The sequence below is a fragment of the Yoonia sp. JB2-21 genome (assembly GCF_055693545.1).
In genome coordinates this window covers 1,351,363-1,374,651 of sequence record NZ_JBVFUC010000001.1, presented here as the reverse complement: position 1 = coordinate 1,374,651, position 23,289 = coordinate 1,351,363, and the positions used below count along the sequence as shown (strand labels likewise).

The following is a 23,289-nucleotide window of genomic DNA, read 5'->3' as shown; positions in this document are numbered from 1 at the left end:
TGAGAGTATCTTGGTGCTTTTTGGCGCCGGAAATCACGCCGTTTCATCTCCGAGCAGCTTAACGAGGAACAAATACCAGGGTGAGTCGGATTTCGATTGCCACCACTGACGTGTTGCTGGTGGGCCTAAGGCATGCGCCCCGCGCAGATACTCGGCGTCAGCTTTCAAGGTCAGCCCGTTGTCTAAGGCGAACATTGCCTGCACCCCGACAAACCCGCCCAAAAATGTTTCGGCGTCCGCGTGGTCGATGGTGAATGGATCGCTGAACTGTACACCTTCGGCTGTCGTGTGAATGGTGCGCGCTTCATAATCTTCTTCGCTGCTCATCCGCCCATCAATGCCGCCGCGAAACTCGGCGTCAAAGCCGCCAAACGTGTAGCCGAGGCCGATCTGATGCCGTGCACTCAGCGTTTGCGCGATGCGGCTGTCAACGCTGAGGTTCGATCCACGCGTCCCGCTTTCTTCAAAGGCGTCAAAGGCGTTGATGGTGTAGTTGAGTTCGCTCGACGGGCGCACCTCGAAGATGCCCAAAGGGCTGACAAAGCCGGTCGCGTTTGCCGAAAAACTCAGAAACTTGCCGGTCATCTCGGCCGTGGCTGTCTCCAAGCCATCGATGATGGATGTGTCGAACGTAAGCCTTTTGCTGTCCTGCCGTTGTTTACGACCACTGCATCATTCCCCAGCACGACGATCCCTTCTGAGTCGGACCCATCAATGTCCAGCGTGGCATTGTTGACGACGGTCGCGTTGTCGCCGTCGACATCAATACCGTTGGAACCGGTCTCGGTCGTGGACACCAAGCCGTTGTTGGTCACATCGGCAAAATCACCGTCAACTTCTATGCCGTCAGACGAAATGCCACTCGTTGCGACAACACCGGTTTCTGTATTCACAATGATCGCATTGTCGCCGTTAACCTCGATCCCATCGTCGGTGATTGTACCACCGCCGATGGTGCCTGCGTTGGTGACCTGCCCGTCGTTACCATTCAGAATGATACCACCATCACCAGAGGTGATATCGCCATTGTTTGTGATCTCGACAGCGTTGCCTGCAGCTTCGATACCGGTGGCATCAATGCCCAACGTTGTGATTGTGCCATCGTTGACGATGACATTGCCGTCCCCGGTAGAATTGACGCCATCATCCTCATCGGTTATCAATGATCCCGCCTGCCTCAACTGTGACGCTGTCACTGTCGCCATCAATCATCACCGTATCCGTGACAACCTCTCCATCAGCGACCACGACGGCCTCTTGTGCAAAAGCAGACTGATAGCTCATCAATCCCAGCATAAGTGCGACCGGTGAAATCAGGTGGGATGGGGTCGCCACAGCAAAGCGGGTGTGTCGGGGAGGGCTGGTCAATGGGGCGGTGTGGTTCAACGACTTCCAGTTTTGATGTTTGCTGCCGCGGCAATCAAAGCGGCTTGGAAGGGTTACGCACTGTCGTTAGAAACTATTCTCGCGAGGTCGAAATAAATTTGACCAAATGGAATAAATTTTGGCGTGACGCATGACGATCCGGCGTAACGCTTTGTGAGTATTTATATTTTTTGTTTTCGAGCCGATCACAGAATAGAATGATCTGCTCATGCGTAGACCTCATATGATCCGCGTGGCTAATTCTCCATGCTCCTGTCGCAACATTCAAAAGGACGCATTCCCATGAACATTCTCTTCATCATGTACGACCAACTTCGCTTTGATTACCTTAGCTGCGCGGGGCACCCCCATCTGCAAACACCGAACTTTGATCGGGTGGCTGCAATGGGCCTGCGATTCACAAATGCTTACGTTCAGTCACCTATCTGCGGGTCCAGCCGAATGTCGTTTTACACAGGGCGCTACCCGTCAAGCCACGGGGCCCAATGGAACAACTTCCCATTGCGCGTGGGTGAGCTGACATTGGGCGATCACCTGCGCAAAGCGGGCATGGATTGCTGGTTGATCGGTAAGACGCACATGGAGGCCGACGTCGAAGGTATGGAGCGACTGGGCCTTGACGCGGATAGCGTGATCGGCGCGCGGCAGGCAGAGTGCGGGTTTGACATCTACATCCGCGACGACGGCCTTTGGGCAGAAGGTATCAAGGGGATGTATGACGAGAGCCGCTCGCCTTATAACGAATACCTCAAGGAAAAGGGATATACGGATACGGACAATCCGTGGGCAGATCATGCCAATGCTGGCGTGAAAGACGGCAATCGCATTGCATCGGGCTGGATGTATGAAAACGCTGACAGGCCGGCGCATATCCATGAAGAGGATTCTGAGACTGCCTGGCTCACAAGTCGCACCATTGATTTCATGAAACAGGCCAAAGACCCCTGGTGCGCGCATGTCAGCTATATCAAGCCGCACTGGCCCTATATCGTGCCCGCGCCCTACCACAACATGTTCGGCCCCGAACATGTGCCGGAGCCACGTCGGCACGAGATGGAACTGGAAAACACCCACCCCGTCTTTAACGCCTACATGTTCAATCGCGTGGGTCAGGCGTTTCAACGCGAAGAGGTCCGCCAAAAGGTGATCCCCGCCTATATGGGGCTGATCAAACAATGCGACGATCATTTGGGGCGTATTCTAGACCATCTCGAAGAAACCGGTGAGATCGACAATACGATGATCGTTCTGACATCAGACCACGGCGACTATCTGGGTGATCACTGGATGGGCGAGAAGTCCCTGTTTCATGATCAGTCCGCGAAGGTTCCGATGATCATCTATGATCCGCGGCGCGACGCGAATGCAACGCGGGGCAAAACCAGCGATGCGTTGGTGGAAAGCCTCGATATCGCGGCGACGTTCGTCGAGGCCGCGGGCGGTGAAGTGCCCGAACATATCCTCGAAGGCCGCTCGCTCTTGCCGTTGTTGGCGGGCAAGCGACCGCGCTGGCGCGAGTATCTGATCAGCGAGTTCGACTATTCAGCCAGCCCTGTTGGTGGGGAGTTGTCAGATGACTATTGCCTGAAACCGCGCGATTGCCGCTTGTTCATGGTTTTCGATGGACGGTTCAAGATGATGCATGCCGAAGGGGGCTTTCGGCCGATGCTGTTTGATCTCAAGACTGATCCTGATGAATTCGTTGACCTGGGCAAAACCGACACGCATGCCGAGACGCTTGATCGGCTTTACGGGTATTTGGCACAATGGGGTCGCCGGATGTCGCAGCGGGTCACAAAGTCCGACGAGGCGATTATCGATATGCGTGGCAAGGCCGGGCTAAAAGGTGTCCTTCCGTTTATGTATGATGGCACAGAGGTGCCTAAGGCATTGATTACCCACTATGTTGGAAGGTCACCGAAGCTACCTGAGAAGTAGCTTTTGCGCGGCGAACCGGCATCTTGATCCCTCTGCTTTGATGTACTGCAAGGCAGAGGGATCCGTCGTTACGACAGTCGGTCAGGAATTCCTGTCTTGTGAGAATCTCAAAATTAGCCCACCCTAGGCTTATATTTCAGGGACCCATTATTTTTCGGGTCTGTATATTTTTAGACGTTGGGGGGAGTGTATTTCATGAGTTCCACCAAAGAAGTTGTTGTGTCCCTGATGGGCACACCTGCGGTTAGGATTGGCGGTCAACGCCAGCATTTATCGCTGACGCGACAGACCAGATTGCTTTTCTTCATGCTGTCTGCACATGCCAATCGTGGCTTGCGCCGAGAACGCATCGCCGAAGGGCTTTGGCCGGACACCGACGACCAAAAAGCAAACTCGTCGCTCAACACTGCCGTCTGGCGCGTGAAGCGAGCGCTTGCGTCATTTGAGGGGATGCATGTCGTCACTTTGGATGGCCTGGTGCGGCTGACGGTCGAAGATGCCGTCGCCGTGGATATCGTGCTACTCGAGGAAGCTGTGGTTGCGGCGGAGCGCTGCCGCACCCAATCGGAGGGCTCCTCCGTGGTGGAAGAGCAACTGACCGAAGCCGTCGCCGCCTGCCGTGGGTCTTTTATGGATGGGTTTTCGACAGATTGGATTTTGCCGCTGCGGGAAAAATATCATGAGATCTGGGTGCAGGCGCTCCATCATCTGATGGCATTTGCGACCGAACGTCAGGAATTTGCCAAAGCATTGACATGGGGCCGTGCCATTCTGAACGCCGATCCGTTTCGGGAAAACATCCAGCGTGATGTCATGTTACTCTATGCTTTGAATGGGCAACGGGCACAGGCCATTATGCAGTTCAGACGGCTCAAGCGCCTGTTACGCGCTGAGTTGGATATCGAACCACTCCCGGAAACGATCGCACTGGCTTCGCGTTTGAGTGGTCCGTCTCCTTGCGATAACCGCCCGTTCCATATTCAGACTGAACCCATTGGATCCGCCCTCTGCGTACCCGCCTGACGACCAAGCAGAACATGACATATCTGAACCCTCCTATGACCTAGGAGGGTTTTTTCGTGTCTTTGATCAGTCTGTGATGCAACTGTGACCGATTTGGTGGGCAACTGGGATCGGCATGTGATCGTCGCGTGTTTGATCCGTCAGTGAATCAAAAGAGCCGCATCCTAACGTCGTTACATCCTGAAAGGGATTTGAAACCAACGACGGATTGCAACCGGTGCAAAAAACTGACCTTCCATCACACCCCGGGACACGCTCATTTGTGGTGCGTGTTCAGGCACCCAAAGGCTGGCATGACATGCCACGCCGCGTGCGTGTGGAAGACGTCAGCCGCGAGCAGACCCACCATTTCAAATCCTTGACGGACGCGTTTTCGGCAATTCGCCAAGCGCTCAACGAAACGGAGACGCCGCCCGCGTCGTCATCCAAACCGCATTAAGAGAGGTCTTTCATGATCAATCCGACTTATCCCGGTGTGTATGTGCGCGAGAAGAGCTCAGGCGCCCGTGCGGTGGCCGGTGTTGCCACATCAATCACAGCATTTGTGGGCATGACCGAGCGCGGACCGCTCAATGCCCCCAAGCAAGTATTCAACCTGCAGGACTATGAACGAAACTTTGGTGCGGGGCCCGCAGGCGGTGAGATGTTGCCGCAGGTCAAACTGTATTTTGATAACGGTGGTGGGCAGGCCTATATCACCCGCATTGCAAATAACGCGGTCCAGGCCCTGATCGAAGTGAACGATGAAGCGCAGGCCGCGTCCTTGCAATTCATTGCCAAGGGTCACGGAATTGCCGGCAACCGCATCCGGGTAGAAGTAAGTTACGACTCCATCTCGCCCGAGAGCCGGTTCAATCTGCGGATATATCGGCGGAATGTGTCGACGACCGGTACGGTGTCAGAGGATGACGTCGAGAATTTCACCAATCTTTCGATGAACCCTAGCGACCCCGCTTATGTGAAATCGATTGTTGATATCCAGTCCGCGCTTGTTTCCGTTGAAAATGTATCGACGCCACCGGCAGCGGGCACCCCAAGCACGCTGTTTGGCGGGATTATTTTCCCCGACTCAACAACCGACACACGCGACATCATGCATGCGCGTCTGGGCCTCGCCCCTGCAACGCCAAATGGCACCTTCGGCCTGCAGGTACGCATTGATGAAGGGGCCGCTATCCCGGTGTCCGTATCGCTCGATAACACGCAATCCATGACGGCGATGGCGACGGCAATCACGGATGCAATTAACACCGCGCTGGCCAGCGAAGTTCCGACAGCCAATTTTGTGGCCAGTTGGGCAGCTAACAACGCTGATGACAGGCGCCAGATGGTGCTGAGCTGCAATGACCATTCATTTGAGTTTGTTCCCGGAACGACGAATGATCTGACCGCACCACTTATGATGACAGAATCGCAGGGCGCGGTTTACCTGGACCGTTTTGCCGCAACCAGACCCGCCCCGAACGGGCTGGCCAGCCGCGTGAGTGGTGCCGTTGGCGGTGGTGACATTGACCGGCTGACGGCATTCTCGGTTCTGCCCAAAGCGGACGTGTCCCATGTCGGGGCGACGCATTCCACCCAACTGGCCTTTGGCAACGGTGAGCTGGTGAACTATTCCGCCGCGGGGGCCATGCGCGAGGGGACGGTTTATCAACCCGTGGCACCCGACAGCGCGATGGGGTCCATGCTGAACATTCGCGAGAACCTGAACGCGATCGCGACAGCGCTTGGCACTGACCTTGGCACAGCGGCGACTGTGTCCGTGCAGGGTTTTCGCATCGTGATCAAGACAGCGCTAGATGGTTCTGACGCTGATGCAAATCTAGCAGTACAAAGTTCGGATGCGGATTTCTCAAATCCAATTACAGCACCGTTGGAGGCCGCAGGGGCCGTTTTCGACGGCACTGAAGCACTCTTTAACGTCAAAGCCTACACGCTTGGGCGTGCCAATGGCGCCGCCGGACAAGGTAATTATCAGGACCGCGCTGCTGCCGTTGATGGCGACGATGGCACGGTGCCGACCTTGCCGGATTATCGCGCTGCATTCGATAGACTGTCCGAGGACGTAGACCTGTTTAACATCATGGTTCTGCCGCGCTGTCATGATGGCACGACCGAGCAGTCAGATGCAGATCGCAAGGCCGCGTTCAACCTGGGCAGCAGCGTCTGCGCAAAGGAACGCGCTTTCCTCTTGGTTGATGCGCCTTCAACCGATCCTGTGAACGCGTGGAGTTCCGTGGATCGGGCCCGCGATGGCGCAAATCTCTTGCGGGTTGGTTTGGAAACCAAAAGCTCTGCCGTTTATTGGCCGGGGCTTGTGATGGCGGATGGCACGCGTCAGGATCCATCAGGCGCCATTGCCGGGTTGATGGCGCGTACAGATGGCACGCGTGGGGTCTGGAAGGCTGCCGCGGGTGTAGAGGCCACGATCCGCGGCGTCGCCGGTGTCGAATACACCATGAGTGATGACCAGAATGGTGTTCTTAACCCTTTGGCTGTGAACGCAATTCGTCTGTTTCCATCGGGTGTTTTGAGTTGGGGCGCGCGGTCGCTTGTCGGGTTCGACGGCTCCGGTGACCAAGACAACAAGTACTCAAATGTTGTGCGGACCAAGAACTTTATTCAAGAAAGCCTGTATCGCGGTCTACGTTTTGCGGTGTTTGAACCGAATGCCGAACCGTTATGGGCGCAGATACGACTGGCGGCCGGTTCATTTATGAATGGCCTCTATCGTCAAGGCGCGTTCAAGGGCGAAAAGGCATCAGACGCCTATTTTGTTATTTGCGACAAAACAACAACCACGCCGACGGACATCAACCTCGGGATCGTTAATGTGACCGTGGCGTTTGCGCCCCTCAAACCCGCTGAATTTGTCGTGCTGACGCTCAGCCAGATCGCCGGCCAGGCGCAAGTGTAACAGGAGGTCGCAATGGAATTTACAGTCAACGCAACCCGCATTGATCCTTACCGTAACTTCAAATTCCGCGTCGTGTGGGATGGTCTTGTCGTCGCAGGTGTCAGCAAGGTCAGTGGCCTGAAAGCAACCCGCGAAGTGGTCAGTCACCGGCATGGGGGGGATTTGTCGACGAAACGGCATACGCCAGGTGTCACAAGCTTCGAACCTATCACGCTGGAACGTGGTCTCAGTCATGACCATGCGTTTGAGGATTGGGCAAATCTTGTCTACTCCACCGAAGGTGACGGCGGCGTTAGCCTTGCAAACTTTCGCAAGGACATCACGATTGATCTTTATAACTTGCAAGGTGTGAAGGTTCTAAGCTGGCAGGTATTTCGCTGTTGGGTCAGCGAAATGACGGCGGTGCCAGAGTTGGATTCCAACGGGAATGCTGTCGCCTTTGAATCGATCGTCTTGCAGAACGAAGGCTTCTCTCGCGATGTAGCCGTTGTCGAAGAGCTTGAGTTCTAGAGGTCCGACAGGTGACTGGCTCTAACCATATCGCACCTTGCGGAACGCGTTTTGCTTTTGCGCCCCTTAGGGGGGTGCAAGAGGCGCAGATTGCCAATGCTGAAGGTGAGGTGTCCGCCTGTGCTTCGGGATTGCTGGCATCACTTGTCACCGGGATCTGGCGGCATTATGATCCTGTCGCGTTTGATGATCTGACGCTTGCAGAATGCGATGCCGCGCTCGCGGCGCTTTATGCTCAGTTGTATGACGATGCTGTGCAATGCGAGGCGCGTTGCCGTGCGTGCGATGAGCCTTTCGAATTTGCGTTGAGCTTGAAGACTTTCCAAGAGCAGGCTTGGGCCAGCGCCGCCGACTTTGCAGGTGACCATTGGGGTGAATTGAGAACACCGTCCGGGCGCGTCATCCGCTTGCCGCGTGTCAGCGATTTGTCAAAACTACATCCAGGCGACCAAGATGCATGGATGCGCGCCTGCCTGATCAAGGGCACATTCGACACTGAAGCGCTCCAGGGGGAACTCGCCGCCGCTGGCCCGATCCTGAGCCAAGACATCAACACCGCGTGCCCGGAGTGCAAGACTGCCAATTTGGTCCGCTTTGATATGGCGCAATATCTTGTGGATACGCTGGCAGGCGAGGCCGCGTTCCTGTGGCGCGAAGTGCATCTGATTGCCAAGACCTATCATTGGTCCTTGCATGAAATCCTCGGACTTACCCGCGCGCAACGTCGGGAGATGGCAGGCCTGATCGTGGCTGAACGTCCGCGTGTGAGGGCAGTCTCATGAGCGGGTTTATACAACGGTTGCTTGATCGTGGTGTCGGTGCGAACGTCACGCCACCGAGTGCTAATTCCCTGGCGCGAACGACCTCTCCTTTGGCAGCCCATGATCAGCGGATGCACACGCCGGCCTTTCGTGGCTTGGGGCTGCCATTCGATGTTCCCGTGACTGATACACTGCCTGATGCGGGGTTCTCTTTGCCTGACGATGCGCCCGTCGCACGCCCGTCACCGCTGAATACCGAGCCAAGCCGAGGGATTGAAAGTGCGGCCTCTCCAGCGCCAAGACCTTACACCGATATCGCCGTGGATCCGGGACGTCACGTGCAGGCTGCGACGCCACAGTTTGACCCGATTGCGGCACTCAGGGCGCAGGACAAACCGCGCGCGCAAGACAATCCAACGGAAGAGAAAACAGTCATTGTCGAAACAAGGCCGCCCGTTGTCGCACAAGCTGAGGTCGCACCCCCAACCCATGATCCGGTTCTTGATACTGTTGTACCTGACGCACGTACGCCTGCGCATGTGACGCCAACAGCAAAGGTGCCGGCGCCATCTGTTGCCCCTTCGGTAGAGGCTCCCGCGGCAACGCCGCTTCGCCCCTCCTTTTGGCCGAAGCAAGAGGACTTTGAACCAACTGCTGCTCCCACACCCGATCTGCCGGGAGCCACCGCGCCGCCCCCCGTGGCTCCGCAAGAACCGCGCCGCGAGCAGTTAGATGTCTTACCGGTGCGTCCGCCTACGCCGATGCCTGTCGTGCCAGAGATCGAGACGGCTATACCGGACGTGTCGCCGGCGCCTACGGTTGAAACCGTTGAGAAGATCGTCGAACGGATCGTGGAAAAACCTACCACCCAGAGCCAACAGCAGCAGACCCGCCCCAAGTCGGGGCCGATCACCGCTGAGAGTGTCTCGAAAATCGGCGCCTTACCTGTTCGGCGGCGGGTGAACAGCATCTTTGGCATGAGAAGGCTCTAAGATGTTGCAAGCCTCCATCTTTGATGTGTCCACCGCGATGCGCAATCTTGTCTGGTTCAATATCCGGCGGATGTACGGTTTTGGCGAAGGCGACATAGACGTGACACTCTTGCCGCCAGAGGAAGTTACCACAGATCAGGTCCCGGTGATCAATCTGCATCTCTATCACGTGTCAGAGGACCCGACTTATCGTAACGCAGTCGGCTTCGATAACCTTGTTCCGGCCATTGCCGGTCAACCAATGGCGCTGCGATTGTTCTACATCATGACCGCACATCTTGAATCGAATGGCCTGCCAAATGCGCAAGTGGTGCAAGAGTTCCTGAGTGCGGCCATGAAAAGCCTTCATGATTTCCCAGTGATCAACAACACGCTTGCCTTGCCCTTTGTTGATGGCGGCGTTCCGCAGCAAATCATGCCGGATAATCTTGCAAGCAGCGGTCACCGCATTGAAGTGGCCTTGCGCAATCTGGAACCCGAAGACAACATTAACTTTTGGTCCACCGAGGAACAAAAAACCCCGCGGCTGTCGGCATATTACGAAGTCCGCACGATGTTTCTTGAACCGGAAATCCCCACAGTGGCAAGCGGCACTGTTTTCGATGTTGGCCTTTATGTCAAAGCCTCCTCTGCTGCACGGCTCACGGGATCACGTGCGCTGTTAAGCTTTGATATGCCCGTCGAGACAGGTTTGGGCGCGCAATCGCTTGATGTCGTTCCTGCGCGGGCGGTTCTCTGGGCAGCGCCCAACGCGGCGCAGGACCGCGTTCGTCTGACGGGTGATAACCTGACCGCCGGAGATGCGCGGCGGCTGAGCCTGATCCAGAACGGAACAAGCTTTGAAATTGATGCCGCGTTGAACCCTGACTGGGATGTACAGTTTGAGACAGGCGAAATCAGTTTTGTTCCGCAGGCTATATTGAACATTTCTGATGGTGTCGGAGGATCGAACCCGCAGCCGGTTGTTCCGGGACGACCAGAGTTCGGGCTCGAGGTCATCGCATACCGGATGCAAGGCACCGTACGCTTGGAGAACGTCTATGACGCCGGCAAGGTTGCCGTTCCTCTTGGGGTGCGGATCATCGATGAGACTGGTCCTGTCGCCAACGTATTTCGTGTGAATGTCGAAGCCGTCACGGACCTGACGACCGCTGAGATCACGCTCGCGACGGATGGCCAGTATTATACCGAGGATACCGCAAACCCACAGCCGGTTGCGCCAGGGACATACGTTCGGCAGTCCGATCATCTTTTCATACTTCCGCACTTACCCGCACCGCTTACAGGGGCACATTCTGTGCAGCTCTTTGTTGATGGCGCCGAAAGTCAACCGTTCTGGATCGAGGCTGGGCCATGAGTATCACCTTTGAGACCGATGCCTATTGGGCCGTGCACGACGCACGTGCGCGGCTGACGGCGCGCGCCCAGTTTCTGGCCACAGAACCCGCGCAGGACACGCCAGAGGCCGCCTTTGCATTTCATGGTATTCTCAACCTGGAGAGTGCACCCCGGCGTGGGATGCGGGCAAAGCTTGTCGAGCAGTTTCGCCTGAACAGCGCAGAAGCGGCCATGTTGGATCTCGCCATTGCTGTTCGGTATGACCCATCACTGGAAGCGATTGTTGCCGAGATACAAGGCAAGCCCTGGCGCCCCATGCCGACCGAAGCCTTGGCACGACGGCTTTATGGTTTGCCTGATGGTGAAATCTGTCGGCCTACAAGCGTGCTGATGCGGTGGGGTATGCTGCACGCCGTTGCTGAACCGTCGGGTGCTGCGCCCGGATTTGCGGCAGACGCCCGGATCGTGGATTTCTATGCTGGCAAAGCAAGCCTTAGCGCGCAGTTGGTAGGTCTGGCACGTCCGACACCGGTCGATGCAGTTCTACCGCATTGGGACCTGCGGGCGTGGATTGATGACATCTCACAGATGCAGGCCCGCGCGGGTGCCGTACGTTTGGTCATTCTGGGAACTCAGGCGACCGGTAGGTCTCTTGCCGCGCAAGCCTTGGCACAGCAAATGGGCCGCGAGGGGCTGCTTCTTGGCGATGTCCCGGTTTGGGAAGCGCAGCGGTTTGCGTTTCTGACAGATATGCTGCCGATTTGGACAAAGCCGCCCGAGGCGTGGTCTTCGCCCGGTGGCTATGTGCCGTTGCAAATCCTGCTGAGCGATCATGCGCCCGCGCCGGTCGATGGGATGGTGGACTTTGTTGTGTCACTGCCAGCGATGACACCTGCGCTGCGGCATCAGTATTGGCAAACACTCACGGGCAGCCAACAATTGCCGTTCAGTTGCCAAGGGGCATCTGCGGCCGAGCTTTTGCGACAGTCCCTGTTGGTCCGTGCCGATGGCACCATCGCAGAGGAAACCGGACGTGTCGCATACGAGCTGGCCGAAGTTGGCAGTCTGCGGCGGCCATCTGTGTCATGGGACGACATGATACTGGACGCACGCGTGGTGGATCAGTTGATGAATTTCGCTGATGAGGCAAGATTGCGCAGCACGTTGTTGTCGCGTCCCGAGGTGCATCGCCTTTTTGCCCGCGATGCGGCCCCGATTGCCCTGTTTTCTGGCCCCCCCGGCGTTGGCAAGACAATGGCTGCCGAATGCGTAGCGGGTGCGCTGGGCTTACCATTGCTGGTGATTGACGTCAGCCGCACGGTTAGCAAATACATTGGTGAAACGGCAAAAAATCTCAGCAAGGTTTTTGAGCGGGCCGACCGGCTCGGCTGTATGCTCTTTTTTGACGAAGCTGACACGTTTTTTGCGAAGCGGTCAGACGGCACCGATAGCATTGACCGACACACCAACAGCGACACCAACCACCTGCTGCAATTGATCGAGGCCTATGAGGGTCCGGTCATCCTCTCCACCAACAAGCGCGGAAACATTGATGAAGCATTTTTTCGGCGGATGCGGCACAGCATTGGTTTCCGCAAGCCGGATCAAAACCAACGCCTTGCGCTTTGGCAGCAGTTCGCGCGCATTCTTTTTGGCGTCGAAGATATGCCGGGCCTTGAGTTGTGTGCCGACCGCTTTGATTTCTCTCCCGCCCAGATCAAGAGTGCGGTGCTTACCGCCCATTTCGCGGCATTGGGTAGCAAAGCAGAGCCGCAAAAGGCGCTGGACCAGTTGGCGTTCTTGCGTGCCGCCGAACGCGAAATGAAAAAAGAAGGTCGGTCGATGCCAAACGACCTGAAGCTTCTGCTGTCGCGTGATGATGCGGAGGCCAGCTATGTCGCTTAGTGGTTACGCGCGCACGCCCTCTGTGATCCCCGGTGCTTTCGTGCAGATCATTGATGATGTTGTTCTGCCAATCCCCAATATCATCGCCTTTCAGTATAATCCTGCCACCATGTCGCGCAACTGGGAGGTTTGGAACCCATTCGAAGTGGATCAAGCCAGCCGCGGCGTGCAGGCACCCACGGTTCAGCCCTATGCACCGCAAGAAAAATTTTCATTCTCGCTAGAGTTATCTGCTGTCGACGACATGGAGGACAGTTTCCCACCGGCGGTCGCGACCGGAGTCGCACCCCAAATTGCGGCCCTGCAGAAACTGACGCAACCGACCAAGGGACTTCTTGGCGACCTTGTGGCCTCTGCGCAGGCCTTGGCTGGCAATGATGCGGCGACCGTGGAACGTCCAACGGTTCCGATTGTCCTGCTCATTCTTGGTCCCGGGATCATTTACCCTATTCGGGTCACAGCAATGTCCGTCGAGATCAAGGAATTCACCCAGTTTCTTTATCCTCACATGGCGACGGTTCAGATCGAAATGACAGTCCTGACGCCTGACGTTTTCAAGTGCAAGCAGACCGCCGCAACCGAGATCGCAGTCGGCACTTACAACTTTACCAAACTGCAAGAAGACATCCTTGCGGTGGCGAACATTGCGACCTCTGCAAAGACAATTGTCGGCGCACTGCCGTTCTAGAAGGAGACACAATGGCCCCGTTTGATAAATCCAGTCGCTACGTCAAACATGCGGATGTTTACCTCAGCACGGATCGGTTGGGACGCGACGTTCGTGCCTTAACCCCGGCAGAAATTCCGCCGGTGCGCGAACTGGGTGTTCATCTGCGGCGTGATGGTCAGCGGCTTGATCATTTGGCGTCGCATTATCTTGATCATGACACCGGGTATTGGCGCATCGCGCGCCTGAACGATGCAATGAGCCCCGATACACTCACGGATGCCCGCCGCATCAAAATTCCGGTCAGGCGGTAAGCGATGAGTTTTGGCGCAGAAATCCTTTTTGGTGATGACAACAAGCCCTTGCCGGATGAGGTCGCCCAGTGGCTGGCCGAAGTGCGGGTTGAGCAGGAACTGAACAAACCGGCCAAGTTCGCGCTGCGTTTCGAGGATGACCTGTGCGGCGAAACGCCCGCCGTTTCCGGGCGCAATGAACTGACCGCCAACACAATGATGAGCATCATGGTCGCGAATGGAAATGAGAAGGTTTGCCTGGTGCGCGGGCGCGTTACGCAGGTCAAGACATCGTCGCAACTGGGCGGACCAGGATCGTGGGTCGAGGCCCACTGCCTCAGCCGGCAGGTTGAAATGGATCGCGAGACCTTTCAGATCAACTGGACCGGTCCGGAAGGCGACATCGTCAAGAGCGTGCTTGCAGGGTATGATTTTGTGCCTGACGTCAAAAACGTGCAGGACAAGACCTATGACGACGAGGACCAGCTGAACCAGCGCGGTACCGACTTTGCATTCCTCAACAAGATTGCATCTGAGAACGGCGTTGATTTTTGGATCAGCTATGAAACAGCCCCGCCCAATCCGCTGACGGGTGTAGCCGAGATCACCGAACATGCGCATTTTCGGATTTCGCCACAGGTGCCCGATGGTGCCTTTAACATCGGCGGTTTTGCCCTGATTCCAAGTGACGAGGGGCCGACTTTCCGCGTCAATGTCATTGGGGACGATTGCCCGAACGTGAATTTGTTCACAGCAGAGATTGATGCCGAACGCCCCAACAGCGCGGATGGCCAAGGTGTTGATCTGGCTGGTGGTGCCGAAGAACAGACCTCTTCCGAGGAAAACGCAGACACCCAAGGAGACGGTCCGACCTTGCGGGTGTTGGACGGTGTCACGCGGACCGTCGCCCCGGCCGGTCCGGGAACCGGCGAGGATCAGACCCGACGCCAAGATGCGGCCCTGCGCGCGGCCAGCTGGTTTGTTGAAGCCAAGGTGTCCACCTCGGCGCATATGCTTGGCGCTGTCCTGTCACCCCATGATCTGATCGACGTGAAGGGGGCGGGCGCTGAATATTCCATTCCCTATCAGGTCAAATCGGTGACCCACGTGATCAATGCGGCCGACCATATGATGGACGTGGTTTTACGCTCGAACTTTATCGGAGAAGCAGCATGAACCCGGTAGAAGAGCTTGAGGATCTTTATGCCGCCCTGCAAGAGCGACATTTTGGAAAATACCGTGGTTTCGTTGCGTCCAACGAGGATCCAAGTGGTCGTGGGCGGCTTCAGGTTCGGGTGCCCAACGTGATGAAAGATCAACTGATATGGGCGAACCCTTGTGTGCCCTATGCCGGTCAGGGCGTGGGTCTGTTCGCAATGCCGCCGGTGGATGCAGGTGTTTGGGTCGAGTTCGAAGGCGGCGACACCAATCACCCCATTTGGGTGGGCTGTTTCTGGGCTGACAATCAGGTCGATACCGCAGAGGCCAAGCCGGGCGTCAAAACGCTGCGCACCGATGGGGCGGTGCTGAAGTTCGACGATGATAACGGCGTCGTTACCATTGAGACCGGCGACGGCACAACGCTGACGATTGGCGGGGGCGAGATCAAGCTGGAGGCAAACGATGTGAGCGCCTCAGCGAATGGCGGAAAGCTGTCACTGAGTGCCAGTGGCTTTGACGTCAATAACGGCGCGTTTTCAGTAACCTAGGGGAAGTGATGGGCAATCCAGTCGATGCAATTGAAGGCGCTGTTGCAGATAGCACCAGCTCTCCTGCGTCTTCGGTGGTGAGCACCAATCAACGGGTCAAGACCGCAAAGGGTGCGATTGGCTTGCAAACTGATGTGCCCACCTTCTCGGGTGCGTCGGTGACAGGTGCGTGGGTGCTGGGCACGCTACGCTGCAAGGTCAATGGCATCCCGATGCTGACCACAACATCCGTCGGTGCGGGTGTTTCGGCTGTGCCGGCACCAACGGGGCCCCTGAAACTCAATCAATCGGATAGCGGGGTCAAAGCGTTGTGATGGCACAGCTAAACGCCATGTATTTCCCGTTTTCGATTGATACAGGGTCTGCCCGGACCAGAGAGATTGCGGACTATGATGCCTACATTCGGCAGCTGATCCGACAGGTCCTGCTGACCGACCAGGGTGAGCGGATCAATCGTCCGACGCTGGGGTCAAATTTGCGCGCGATGCTTTTCAACGGCAACTCTGCTGCGGCGGCGACCTATAGCAAGGCGCTGGTCTATCAGGCGCTGACCCGGTGGCTGGCCGCCTTTATCAAGGTCGCGGCGGTTGAGGCACGCGCGGATAACGCCACCCTTTTTGTTGAAGTGGAATACACCGTGATCGCCAATGGCGAGCAGCGGTTTTTGAATGTGGAGCTTGTGGTCTGATGACAGAGCTTTCGCGCCGGACCCGACTATGCCTTCAGACGCCGCCGCCGTTGACGGGTCTGGATTTTGTGCAAGTCCTTGATCATACACAACAAGACGTCCTGCATCTGTTTTTCCTCGTTGATCCACGTGATGTTGTTGATCCTGACAATATCGCGACACGCCGCTTCCCCAATGCAAATACCGGTGTTTTTCTTGATCCGCCGATGCTTGCGCAGCTGTCGATCGTTGCCAGGGAAACGGGTGAGGTGAGCACTATTGAAACGGCCCAATGGATTGACACCACATTCAACGGTGAAACGCGGCAGGCGCTTGAGGTCAGGGTCGCTGAACCCGGCAGTGCGGCGATTTTCACGTTCTCGTTCGACCATGATTTCATGGACCGCTTTTTTGACGAGGTGGCATTTTCGTTCAAGCAAGCCTGCCCATCTGGAACCGATTGCAAACCAGTTTGCGATTGTCCGGAAGAAGACATCGCAAATGTCGCGATAGACTATCTCGCGCGGGACTTCAGTTCGCTTAGCGGGGCTTTGCTCGATTTTGCAGCACAGCACTATCCTGAGTGGGAGGCGCGCGTCGAAGCCGATCAGGCGATGATGTTGCTGGAGATATTGGCGCATCTGGGTGATGAACTCGCCTATACCCAAGACAGATACGCAGCAGAGGCCTATCTGGAGACGGCGACGCAGCGCAAAAGCGTGGCCCAGCTTGCGCGTTTGGTCGACTATGAAATCGACAATGGTGAAGCGGCAAAAACCGAGCTGGCGTTCGGGGTAAATGCTGGCGTGACCCTGACGCCCGCCTCGGGTGTTGATGGCGGTTCTCCTGCAAGGGTTTTTGCCTTGCGAGAAGACGCCGGCGCAATCCCGTTCGAAGTGACACAGGCCACATGGGTGCATCCAGCATGGAACGAAATCCCGCTCTATCTGTCCGATAGTGACGCGCCCTGCCTGCGGATTGGCGCAACCAGCGCCTATCTTCAAATTGGGCTACCAAGTGCTGTTGAAACCCCGCCGGGCACTTTGATCCCGGCGCGGTTTTGGGAAGGACGCCGGATGATCCTGCGATCGGGTTTAGGCGCTCCGGACGAACCGAACCGATCCTGGGCAGTGACAATCACCCGCGCCGAAAGCTACGATGACCTGCTTGCGCCCGCGGGAACGACCCTCTGCGAAGTCTTTTGGGAAAATGCCCAAGCGCTACCCTTTGAGATGCCGATTGAGGAGGCAAATGCTTATCTCAACGTGGCCCCGGTCGTTGCTGGTGAGACGGTGACAGAGACGTTTCGGGTGGGTGATGACGACGCTGTGCTTTCCACATTTTTGGGGATTGATACCGCACAGGAACGAAAAATCCGCGCACTTCCGCAGGTTATCGAAAGACAAGGTGCCTGTTCAGGCGCGGGACGCAGTGCCGTGCTGCGCTACGGGCTGAGTGAAAGTGTTGAAGCGGGCGTGGCCTGGGGGCCGGGTGACGGCGGTCAGGTCCCAGCAATGGCCCTTTTTGAAGTGACCCCGGATCTTACGACACCTAACGAGGTGAATTTCGCCAATCCTGTTGGTGCGTTGGAATGGACGTTTGTTGAAACCGTCTTGCGCGGGGATGCCGAAGATCGGCAATACACGCTTGAACATGGTCTTTGGGATGAGGTGGCGCGGTTTGACCGGCCGCAAGGCGATGTTGTTCTTGGCGACTACGCAAATGCAGAAGGTTTTACGATCCGGTTTGGGGATCGTGCATTTGGTGTTAGCCCCGCAGCAGGCACAATTTTCCAACTACGCTATCTGACCGCGCCCGGTCCAGCCGCGAACCTGCCAGTTGATAGCGTTGTTCACCCTGCCATTCCTGAACAGGCCGCACCGGTTCCCGAAATCACCAGTGTCACAAACCCATTCCCGATTACCAATGCACGTGCGCCGGAAAGCCTTGCAAGCGTACGAATGAATGCACCCGAGGCCTTTCGTGCAATCCTGCTGCGCGCTGTCCAGAACGAGGATTACCGCGAAATTCTGGAGCGTCGTGACGATGTCCAGCAAGCAAATGTGACGTCCCGTTGGACAGGGACATGGATGACTGACTTTTCCGCAGTTGACCCCATCGGCAGTTTGGTCGTCAGCCCTGCGATGCGCGAAAGCGTTAATGAGCAACTTGATTGCATCCGCATGGCGGGCCGACAGGTTTGTTTGCGGGATCCAAAATATATCGCCATCGACCTAGAGATCGACGTCTGCCTTATGCCGCATGTCTCAAACGCTGGGCTGATGCGGAAGATTACCGAAACGCTAACGCGTGGCGCTAACGCGTTTTTCCATCCGGATAACTTTACTTTTGGGACACCGCTGATCCGGTCGGAACTAGAGGCTGCGATCCAATGTATTCCCGGTGTACGCGCGGTTGAAAGCATATTGGCTCGCCGCCGAGGCTTTGGCGATTTTGAACCACTGCCGGCACGATTGACGACGGCCCCGCATCAAATCTTCCAACTCGCAAATGATCCCGCACGCCCAGAGCGCGGATACGCCGAAATTTCAGTGCATGGAGGTGGGTAATGGCGATTTGTCCATGTGATGCAAAAACCGATCACCCCTGTCTGGATATTCCGCCGGGTTTGTCCCGGCTGCCGTTGCAGGACATAGGTTTTGGAGAGGTGAAATCTGCCCTTCTGGCCTCGGTGGCGCGTCATCCTCAGCTGGATGGTTGGAGCACTGACGGCCAGCAGGATCTGGGCGTGATGATCTTGGATATGTGGGCCTATGTTGCTGATGTGACGCGCTTTTATGATGCAGAGATCGCAGGTGAGTACTATTTGGGCACCGCGCAGCGTGATAAGTCGACAAAGCGGATCACTGGTTTGTTGGGCTATAAGCCGCGCCCGGCGCTTTCGGCGACAACCACCTTGGTGATCGAGGCGAAAGATCGTGAGGCGATCAGCCTTCCGGTCGGGACCGGCTTTCGATCTGAAGGCTTTGACGATGAACCACCACAGGTTTTTGAAACACTTAGCCCCTACACCGTTCATCCGGCACGCAACGTCTGGGATCTGAAACCGATAGAGGATGATATCTATCCAGATCGAGTTCTTTTGCGACCAAAGGACAACGGGGTGCCGCGGCGGGGAATTGTGGCTTTCCGTGTGGATGGTGTTCCGGCGCACGCCAGTCAGATTGCAGGAGTGTCAAAGTTCGTCGGTCCTGATGAGCGCGTGTTCACCGAGGTCGAGTTGGAAGAACCTTTTGAGGTGGCAGATGGGACCCTGCTGTCCGCAGTTCAAATGCGGCTCATGGGGCTTGCGGCGTCCAAGTCGCCACTCACCCACGGCTGGGACCCTGTTCGGCTGACGCTGGATGCGCTCTACCCGCAACTCAAACCCGGTGAACTGGCTGTTTTGGAAACGGCGACGGGGCTCTATCCCTTTGAGATTGCCGGCGTTGACCGTGTTGATTTGGATCTACCGATAGAGTCCACACCAAAGGTGAAAGTGCCCGTGAGCCGCATCAACCACGCCGGGTTTGATGCTTCGGTTCTGGATGACAACACGGATTACCGTGTTCATTTCAATCCTATTCGCGTGGGTCGGTTGCGCGCACCGGCGAAAACCGAAATCACAATCAGCGATCTAGCTGGTGACATGGATTTGCACCAACCAAAAGTGCGGTTGGATCAAAATGAGGTTGGGCCCTTCGTGATGAAAGGGCAAAACCCGCTTAGCGAGCAGTTCGACGGCGAAGTGATCCGCGGTGTGCGGCGCCGGGACTATCGCTTTGCTCCAAACCTGGGCCGACCCGCGTTTGAGGCACCTTTGGTGGCGCCGCTCAAGATCTTCGGCAATGTGATCGAAGCGGTGCGCAGTGAGTCCGTCGGTGGAGAGGTCCTTGGGTCCGGCAACGCGGCCAGTCCGGTCAACCGATTTCAGTTGAAGAAGGCACCGCTGAGTTGGATTGAGGACGCTGCATCAACATCCGGCATACGACCGCTGATTGATGTCTATGTCGACGGCGTTGTTTGGCACTACGCCAGCACGCTCTACACTGCCAAACCAAGCGATCGGTTTTTTGTGCTTGAAGAAGACGAAGAAGGCAAAACCACCGTGGTCTTCGGCGACGGTCTGCGTGGTGCCCGCCCGACGTCGGGTGTTGGCAACATCGTCGCGAATTACCGCTGGGGTGCGGGGGCTGCGAAACCGCCGCCGGGTGCCATCAAGCAAACTGCAAAACCCGTGAAGGGCCTTGATAAAGTTCTGAACCCACTCAGAGCGACGGGGGGCGCAGATGCGGAAGCTGCCGCCGACATCAAGCAAAACGCGCCTGCAAAGATACTGACACTTGGCAAAGCAGTATCGGTGCAGGATTTCGAAGCGCTGGCGTCTGGCTTTCCGGGTGTGCTGAACACTGCGGCTGGCTGGGCCTGGGATGTGACGCTGCAACGGGCTGTCGTCACGATTTGGGTTATTGAAGATGGCGGGCTGGACTTTAATGAACTCAAGGATTGGTTGGTCAGCATGGCAGCTGACGGCACACTTGTGCAGGTGATCCTCGCCACCAGCATCGCCAAATCGCTTACGGTGAGTGTTGAAGCGAAACCCGATCACAACAGCGCCGACACGAAGGCCGCCGTTGCCGCCCGGCTCGCGGATGAGACGCTTGGTCTGCACATAATACCCATTGGTGGGGTGCTCTATCGCTCTGTTCTAGTCAAAGCGATCCAGACGGTGGCGGGCGTCGCAAGCGCACCATCGATGCGTGTGAATGGAATTGACATGCCGTGGGCGTTGAAAGCGAGCGCGGGCACCTATTTCGACTTCTCTGGAAGGATCAGTGTGCTCTGATGGCGATAGAGACGAACACAGCACTGCGCACCGCAGAAGATGGCTATGATGCATACTACGCCGAAAAGATATGGCGTTTGATCCCAGCCATCTATCGTGACGAAGACCCAAAATCCGTCTCGCCGGATGCGTTGCGCGGCCTTGTCGGTGTTTTGGGCGAAGCCGTTGCCGACAGTCGGCGGAGCGTTGACCGCTTATGGGCCGATGCCAGCATCGAAGATTGTGACGATTGGGCAATCCCGTACATAGGAGAGCTGTTCGGCACCCGGCTGATTTCAGAGCAGAACACGGCAGGGCGTCGCGCGGATGTTGGCAACACGATCAAGTATCGCCGCATGGCGGGCACAGTCGCCTTACTGACGCTGCTGGTCGAGGATATCGCTGGATGGGATGCGGTCCCGCAAGAGGCCTTTAAGCGGTTGTTCCGCAACTGGCACAGTTTGGATTGCCCATCAAAAATCGGGCCTATTAGTGAGACACCGCAACATGGTCTGGCCCGTTTGACACATGCGCGTGTGGGCGACGCGGCCTTTGGTGCCTTTGATGATGTGGCGCATTTTCCGGACTTCCGCCAGCTGAGAGGGCGCGATGGCCGCTATAATGTGCCCAAGGTCAACCTGCATGTTTTTCGGCAAGCAGCGTTTGAACTGAACGGTGTGACCCCACACCGTTTTGGTTCTGGTCGCTATACGCTTGATCCATCCGGGCGTGACATCGCGCTGTTCATTCCGGGGCGTCCTGCGAATGACGGTTGCAAAACCGGAGAGGAATGGCAAATTCGGCAACCCCTGAAGTGCCGCCTCTATAATGATGGGCGCTATGATTTTGATCGCAGCGTTTTTGATGCTGTCGGGTTGCCTGAGCTACAGATGCTGGAAGGGCAAAGTTTCCGCACTGCTGCCGCGCTGATCGCGCGGGCCACCGGGCTCAAACAACAAGCGGCCAATGATCCGACGTTGGAACTGACCCCAGCAGAGGGTCTCGCGCTCATTTCCGGGTCCTTGCGTGCGTCCAGCAATCGGGGGCAGTTCACGGAAGATGGCGTCATTGAGCTTGCCTTCGGACCAATCCCCCTCGCGTCGTTGGGATCGGCAACCCAGTTTGGCGGCAATCTGGATACGTGGATCACAGATGTGCCAGAGGCGGAAGATTGGGTCGAGCTGTTGGTTGATCCCAAAAGCGGTCGTGTGCTCGACCTTGATCCGGATCGTGATCTTCATGTGCGGCGCTATTACGAAGGTCGATTTTGGCCGGTGGGCGCGGGAACACATGAGCGGTCTGCTGGTCTGGCCTCGGACGCGGTCATTTGGACCGCACCGGGTGCCGTGGACAGCGGTGCGCATCTGCCGATCACCGATTTCACATTCCCGGACGCGGGGGTGAATATGATGCCTGACAGCAGAACCTATCTGCATGTGCCTGACGACGCCCTGACGCTGACGGATAGTATGACGTTGCAGGCGCGCAATGCCGAGCGTCCGTACATCCGCATGGAAGCCAGCACAGTAGACGGCGCCCGACGGTTTGTCATCGACGGACCAGATGGTGCTGATCTTACCCTTGATGGGCTTTGGCTTGGCATGATCGAAGAGGGGCAGACGACCCAGCCCATTGCCGGTGCAAGCCCGATTGCATGTGACATTGTGCTGGCCGGAGCATTCAATTCCGTCACATTGCGCAACATGACGCTGGACCCCGGCGGTGTGCGTGCGCAAGTCACCGCGGGCGAGGTTTTCGTGTTGCCGTTCGTGCGCCTGATGATCGAGGGCGACATTGACCAGATCACTTTGGATCGTTGCGTGACCGGGCCTATTGAGGAGGCCATCGGCGCCTATGACCGGTGCAGCGGTACGCGTGTTTGCATCTTCGACAGTGTCATACGCGGACGCCGGGGGACACCAGCGTTTCTGGGCCGTCACCTAACGCTGGAAATGGCCCGGTCCACAGTGATCGGCGACATTACAGCCGCGCGATATCTGATCGAAGACAGCCTGATCGATGGCACGGTCGAGGCGCTTGATCCACAAGGCAGTTGTTTCCGCTATAGCGCCGCGCAAGAGAGCGCCAGCATAGGTCTGGCGAATGCCTATCGGTCGCTGGAGTTTCCCGGCGGTCTGCCTGCCAGCCTGTTTCTGAGCCGCCGCTTTGGTGATCCCGACTTTGTGCAACTGAGCGAACTAACACCACAAGACATCCGCCGCGGCGCCGAAAACACATCTGAAATGGGAGCCTATAATCGGGCGCTCGATCCAATCAAACGTGATGACCTTGTCTACAAGCTGTCCGAGTTCACCACGATCAATACTATCACCCAGCTTGTCTTCGAGACCTGAAGGA

Annotated in this window: 21 protein-coding genes; 18 read left to right on the top strand and 3 right to left on the bottom strand. The window is 56.8% G+C overall.

Features of this window, described 5'->3' with window-relative positions; all coding sequences use genetic code 11:
- Positions 1-33: 33 nt before the first annotated feature.
- Genes ACZ1G5_RS06780 through ACZ1G5_RS06770 form a run of 3 tightly spaced genes read right to left on the bottom strand, consistent with a single transcriptional unit; the run spans position 34 to position 1,335 of the window.
- Positions 34-585, bottom strand: a complete 552-nt coding sequence (locus ACZ1G5_RS06780) for a hypothetical protein (RefSeq protein WP_472732124.1) — start codon at positions 583-585, stop codon at positions 34-36.
- Complete coding sequence (locus ACZ1G5_RS06775) at positions 582-1,163, bottom strand: hypothetical protein (RefSeq protein ID WP_472732123.1); 582 nt, start codon at positions 1,161-1,163, stop codon at positions 582-584. The genes ACZ1G5_RS06780 and ACZ1G5_RS06775 overlap by 4 nt, the downstream gene beginning before the upstream one ends.
- Positions 1,150-1,335 carry a hypothetical protein gene (locus ACZ1G5_RS06770; RefSeq protein WP_472732122.1) on the bottom strand — a complete coding sequence of 62 codons (186 nt, stop codon included), beginning with the start codon at positions 1,333-1,335 and terminating at the stop codon, positions 1,150-1,152. Before ACZ1G5_RS06770 ends, ACZ1G5_RS06775 begins: the two co-directional genes overlap by 14 nt.
- A gap of 333 nt (positions 1,336-1,668) precedes the next feature.
- On the opposite strand from ACZ1G5_RS06770, the gene ACZ1G5_RS06765 reads away from it, so the two are divergent.
- From ACZ1G5_RS06765 to ACZ1G5_RS06680, 18 genes are all read left to right on the top strand, one after another.
- Positions 1,669-3,324: a sulfatase-like hydrolase/transferase gene (locus tag ACZ1G5_RS06765; protein WP_472732121.1), complete on the top strand. Its 1,656-nt coding sequence runs from the start codon at positions 1,669-1,671 to the stop codon at positions 3,322-3,324.
- Between the two features lie 195 nt (positions 3,325-3,519).
- Positions 3,520-4,347 (top strand): AfsR/SARP family transcriptional regulator, encoded by an 828-nt coding sequence (locus tag ACZ1G5_RS06760; protein ID WP_472732120.1) that lies wholly within the window; start codon positions 3,520-3,522, stop codon positions 4,345-4,347.
- Positions 4,348-4,564: 217 nt separating this feature from the next.
- Positions 4,565-4,786 carry a hypothetical protein gene (locus tag ACZ1G5_RS06755; RefSeq protein ID WP_472732119.1) on the top strand — a complete coding sequence of 74 codons (222 nt, stop codon included), beginning with the start codon at positions 4,565-4,567 and terminating at the stop codon, positions 4,784-4,786.
- A gap of 12 nt (positions 4,787-4,798) precedes the next feature.
- Positions 4,799-7,264, top strand: coding sequence for a phage tail sheath family protein (locus ACZ1G5_RS06750; RefSeq protein WP_472732118.1), 2,466 nt, complete (start codon positions 4,799-4,801; stop codon positions 7,262-7,264).
- 12 nt (positions 7,265-7,276) lie between these two features.
- Entirely contained in the window at positions 7,277-7,774 is a 498-nt protein-coding gene (locus ACZ1G5_RS06745; protein ID WP_472732117.1) for a phage tail protein, read from the top strand.
- Positions 7,775-7,785: 11 nt separating this feature from the next.
- Complete coding sequence (locus ACZ1G5_RS06740; RefSeq protein WP_472732116.1) at positions 7,786-8,556, top strand: hypothetical protein; 771 nt, start codon at positions 7,786-7,788, stop codon at positions 8,554-8,556.
- Positions 8,553-9,527: a hypothetical protein gene (locus tag ACZ1G5_RS06735; RefSeq protein WP_472732115.1), complete on the top strand. Its 975-nt coding sequence runs from the start codon at positions 8,553-8,555 to the stop codon at positions 9,525-9,527. The genes ACZ1G5_RS06740 and ACZ1G5_RS06735 overlap by 4 nt, the downstream gene beginning before the upstream one ends.
- Before the next feature lies 1 nt (position 9,528).
- Positions 9,529-10,884: a Pvc16 family protein gene (locus tag ACZ1G5_RS06730; protein ID WP_472732114.1), complete on the top strand. Its 1,356-nt coding sequence runs from the start codon at positions 9,529-9,531 to the stop codon at positions 10,882-10,884.
- Complete coding sequence (locus ACZ1G5_RS06725; RefSeq protein WP_472732113.1) at positions 10,881-12,770, top strand: ATP-binding protein; 1,890 nt, start codon at positions 10,881-10,883, stop codon at positions 12,768-12,770. Before ACZ1G5_RS06730 ends, ACZ1G5_RS06725 begins: the two co-directional genes overlap by 4 nt.
- Positions 12,760-13,458: a hypothetical protein gene (locus tag ACZ1G5_RS06720; protein ID WP_472732112.1), complete on the top strand. Its 699-nt coding sequence runs from the start codon at positions 12,760-12,762 to the stop codon at positions 13,456-13,458. The genes ACZ1G5_RS06725 and ACZ1G5_RS06720 overlap by 11 nt, the downstream gene beginning before the upstream one ends.
- 11 nt (positions 13,459-13,469) lie before the next feature.
- Positions 13,470-13,751 carry a hypothetical protein gene (locus tag ACZ1G5_RS06715; protein ID WP_472732111.1) on the top strand — a complete coding sequence of 94 codons (282 nt, stop codon included), beginning with the start codon at positions 13,470-13,472 and terminating at the stop codon, positions 13,749-13,751.
- Positions 13,752-13,754: 3 nt separating this feature from the next.
- Positions 13,755-14,906 carry a hypothetical protein gene (locus ACZ1G5_RS06710; RefSeq protein ID WP_472732110.1) on the top strand — a complete coding sequence of 384 codons (1,152 nt, stop codon included), beginning with the start codon at positions 13,755-13,757 and terminating at the stop codon, positions 14,904-14,906.
- Entirely contained in the window at positions 14,903-15,439 is a 537-nt protein-coding gene (locus ACZ1G5_RS06705; protein ID WP_472732109.1) for a phage baseplate assembly protein V, read from the top strand. The genes ACZ1G5_RS06710 and ACZ1G5_RS06705 overlap by 4 nt, the downstream gene beginning before the upstream one ends.
- A gap of 8 nt (positions 15,440-15,447) precedes the next feature.
- Positions 15,448-15,753, top strand: a complete 306-nt coding sequence (locus tag ACZ1G5_RS06700) for a hypothetical protein (RefSeq protein ID WP_472732108.1) — start codon at positions 15,448-15,450, stop codon at positions 15,751-15,753.
- Positions 15,753-16,127 (top strand): GPW/gp25 family protein, encoded by a 375-nt coding sequence (locus ACZ1G5_RS06695; RefSeq protein WP_472732107.1) that lies wholly within the window; start codon positions 15,753-15,755, stop codon positions 16,125-16,127. The genes ACZ1G5_RS06700 and ACZ1G5_RS06695 overlap by 1 nt, the downstream gene beginning before the upstream one ends.
- Entirely contained in the window at positions 16,127-18,676 is a 2,550-nt protein-coding gene (locus ACZ1G5_RS06690; RefSeq protein WP_472732106.1) for a baseplate J/gp47 family protein, read from the top strand. Before ACZ1G5_RS06695 ends, ACZ1G5_RS06690 begins: the two co-directional genes overlap by 1 nt.
- Positions 18,676-20,952 (top strand): baseplate J/gp47 family protein, encoded by a 2,277-nt coding sequence (locus tag ACZ1G5_RS06685; RefSeq protein WP_472732105.1) that lies wholly within the window; start codon positions 18,676-18,678, stop codon positions 20,950-20,952. The genes ACZ1G5_RS06690 and ACZ1G5_RS06685 overlap by 1 nt, the downstream gene beginning before the upstream one ends.
- Positions 20,952-23,285, top strand: coding sequence for a hypothetical protein (locus ACZ1G5_RS06680; protein ID WP_472732104.1), 2,334 nt, complete (start codon positions 20,952-20,954; stop codon positions 23,283-23,285). Before ACZ1G5_RS06685 ends, ACZ1G5_RS06680 begins: the two co-directional genes overlap by 1 nt.
- Positions 23,286-23,289: the final 4 nt, after the last annotated feature.

Bases quoted from the DNA above. Each gene is read 5' to 3' on its own strand.
- ACZ1G5_RS06780 (WP_472732124.1), bottom strand. From the start codon at position 585: ATGACCGGCAAGTTTCTGAGTTTTTCGGCAAACGCGACCGGCTTTGTC.
- ACZ1G5_RS06765 (WP_472732121.1), top strand. From the start codon at position 1,669: ATGAACATTCTCTTCATCATGTACGACCAACTTCGCTTTGATTACCTT.
- ACZ1G5_RS06760 (WP_472732120.1), top strand. From the start codon at position 3,520: ATGAGTTCCACCAAAGAAGTTGTTGTGTCCCTGATGGGCACACCTGCG.
- ACZ1G5_RS06750 (WP_472732118.1), top strand. From the start codon at position 4,799: ATGATCAATCCGACTTATCCCGGTGTGTATGTGCGCGAGAAGAGCTCA.
- ACZ1G5_RS06745 (WP_472732117.1), top strand. From the start codon at position 7,277: ATGGAATTTACAGTCAACGCAACCCGCATTGATCCTTACCGTAACTTC.
- ACZ1G5_RS06735 (WP_472732115.1), top strand. From the start codon at position 8,553: ATGAGCGGGTTTATACAACGGTTGCTTGATCGTGGTGTCGGTGCGAAC.
- ACZ1G5_RS06730 (WP_472732114.1), top strand. From the start codon at position 9,529: ATGTTGCAAGCCTCCATCTTTGATGTGTCCACCGCGATGCGCAATCTT.
- ACZ1G5_RS06725 (WP_472732113.1), top strand. From the start codon at position 10,881: ATGAGTATCACCTTTGAGACCGATGCCTATTGGGCCGTGCACGACGCA.
- ACZ1G5_RS06720 (WP_472732112.1), top strand. From the start codon at position 12,760: ATGTCGCTTAGTGGTTACGCGCGCACGCCCTCTGTGATCCCCGGTGCT.
- ACZ1G5_RS06715 (WP_472732111.1), top strand. From the start codon at position 13,470: ATGGCCCCGTTTGATAAATCCAGTCGCTACGTCAAACATGCGGATGTT.
- ACZ1G5_RS06710 (WP_472732110.1), top strand. From the start codon at position 13,755: ATGAGTTTTGGCGCAGAAATCCTTTTTGGTGATGACAACAAGCCCTTG.
- ACZ1G5_RS06705 (WP_472732109.1), top strand. From the start codon at position 14,903: ATGAACCCGGTAGAAGAGCTTGAGGATCTTTATGCCGCCCTGCAAGAG.
- ACZ1G5_RS06700 (WP_472732108.1), top strand. From the start codon at position 15,448: ATGGGCAATCCAGTCGATGCAATTGAAGGCGCTGTTGCAGATAGCACC.
- ACZ1G5_RS06695 (WP_472732107.1), top strand. From the start codon at position 15,753: ATGGCACAGCTAAACGCCATGTATTTCCCGTTTTCGATTGATACAGGG.
- ACZ1G5_RS06690 (WP_472732106.1), top strand. From the start codon at position 16,127: ATGACAGAGCTTTCGCGCCGGACCCGACTATGCCTTCAGACGCCGCCG.
- ACZ1G5_RS06685 (WP_472732105.1), top strand. From the start codon at position 18,676: ATGGCGATTTGTCCATGTGATGCAAAAACCGATCACCCCTGTCTGGAT.
- ACZ1G5_RS06680 (WP_472732104.1), top strand. From the start codon at position 20,952: ATGGCGATAGAGACGAACACAGCACTGCGCACCGCAGAAGATGGCTAT.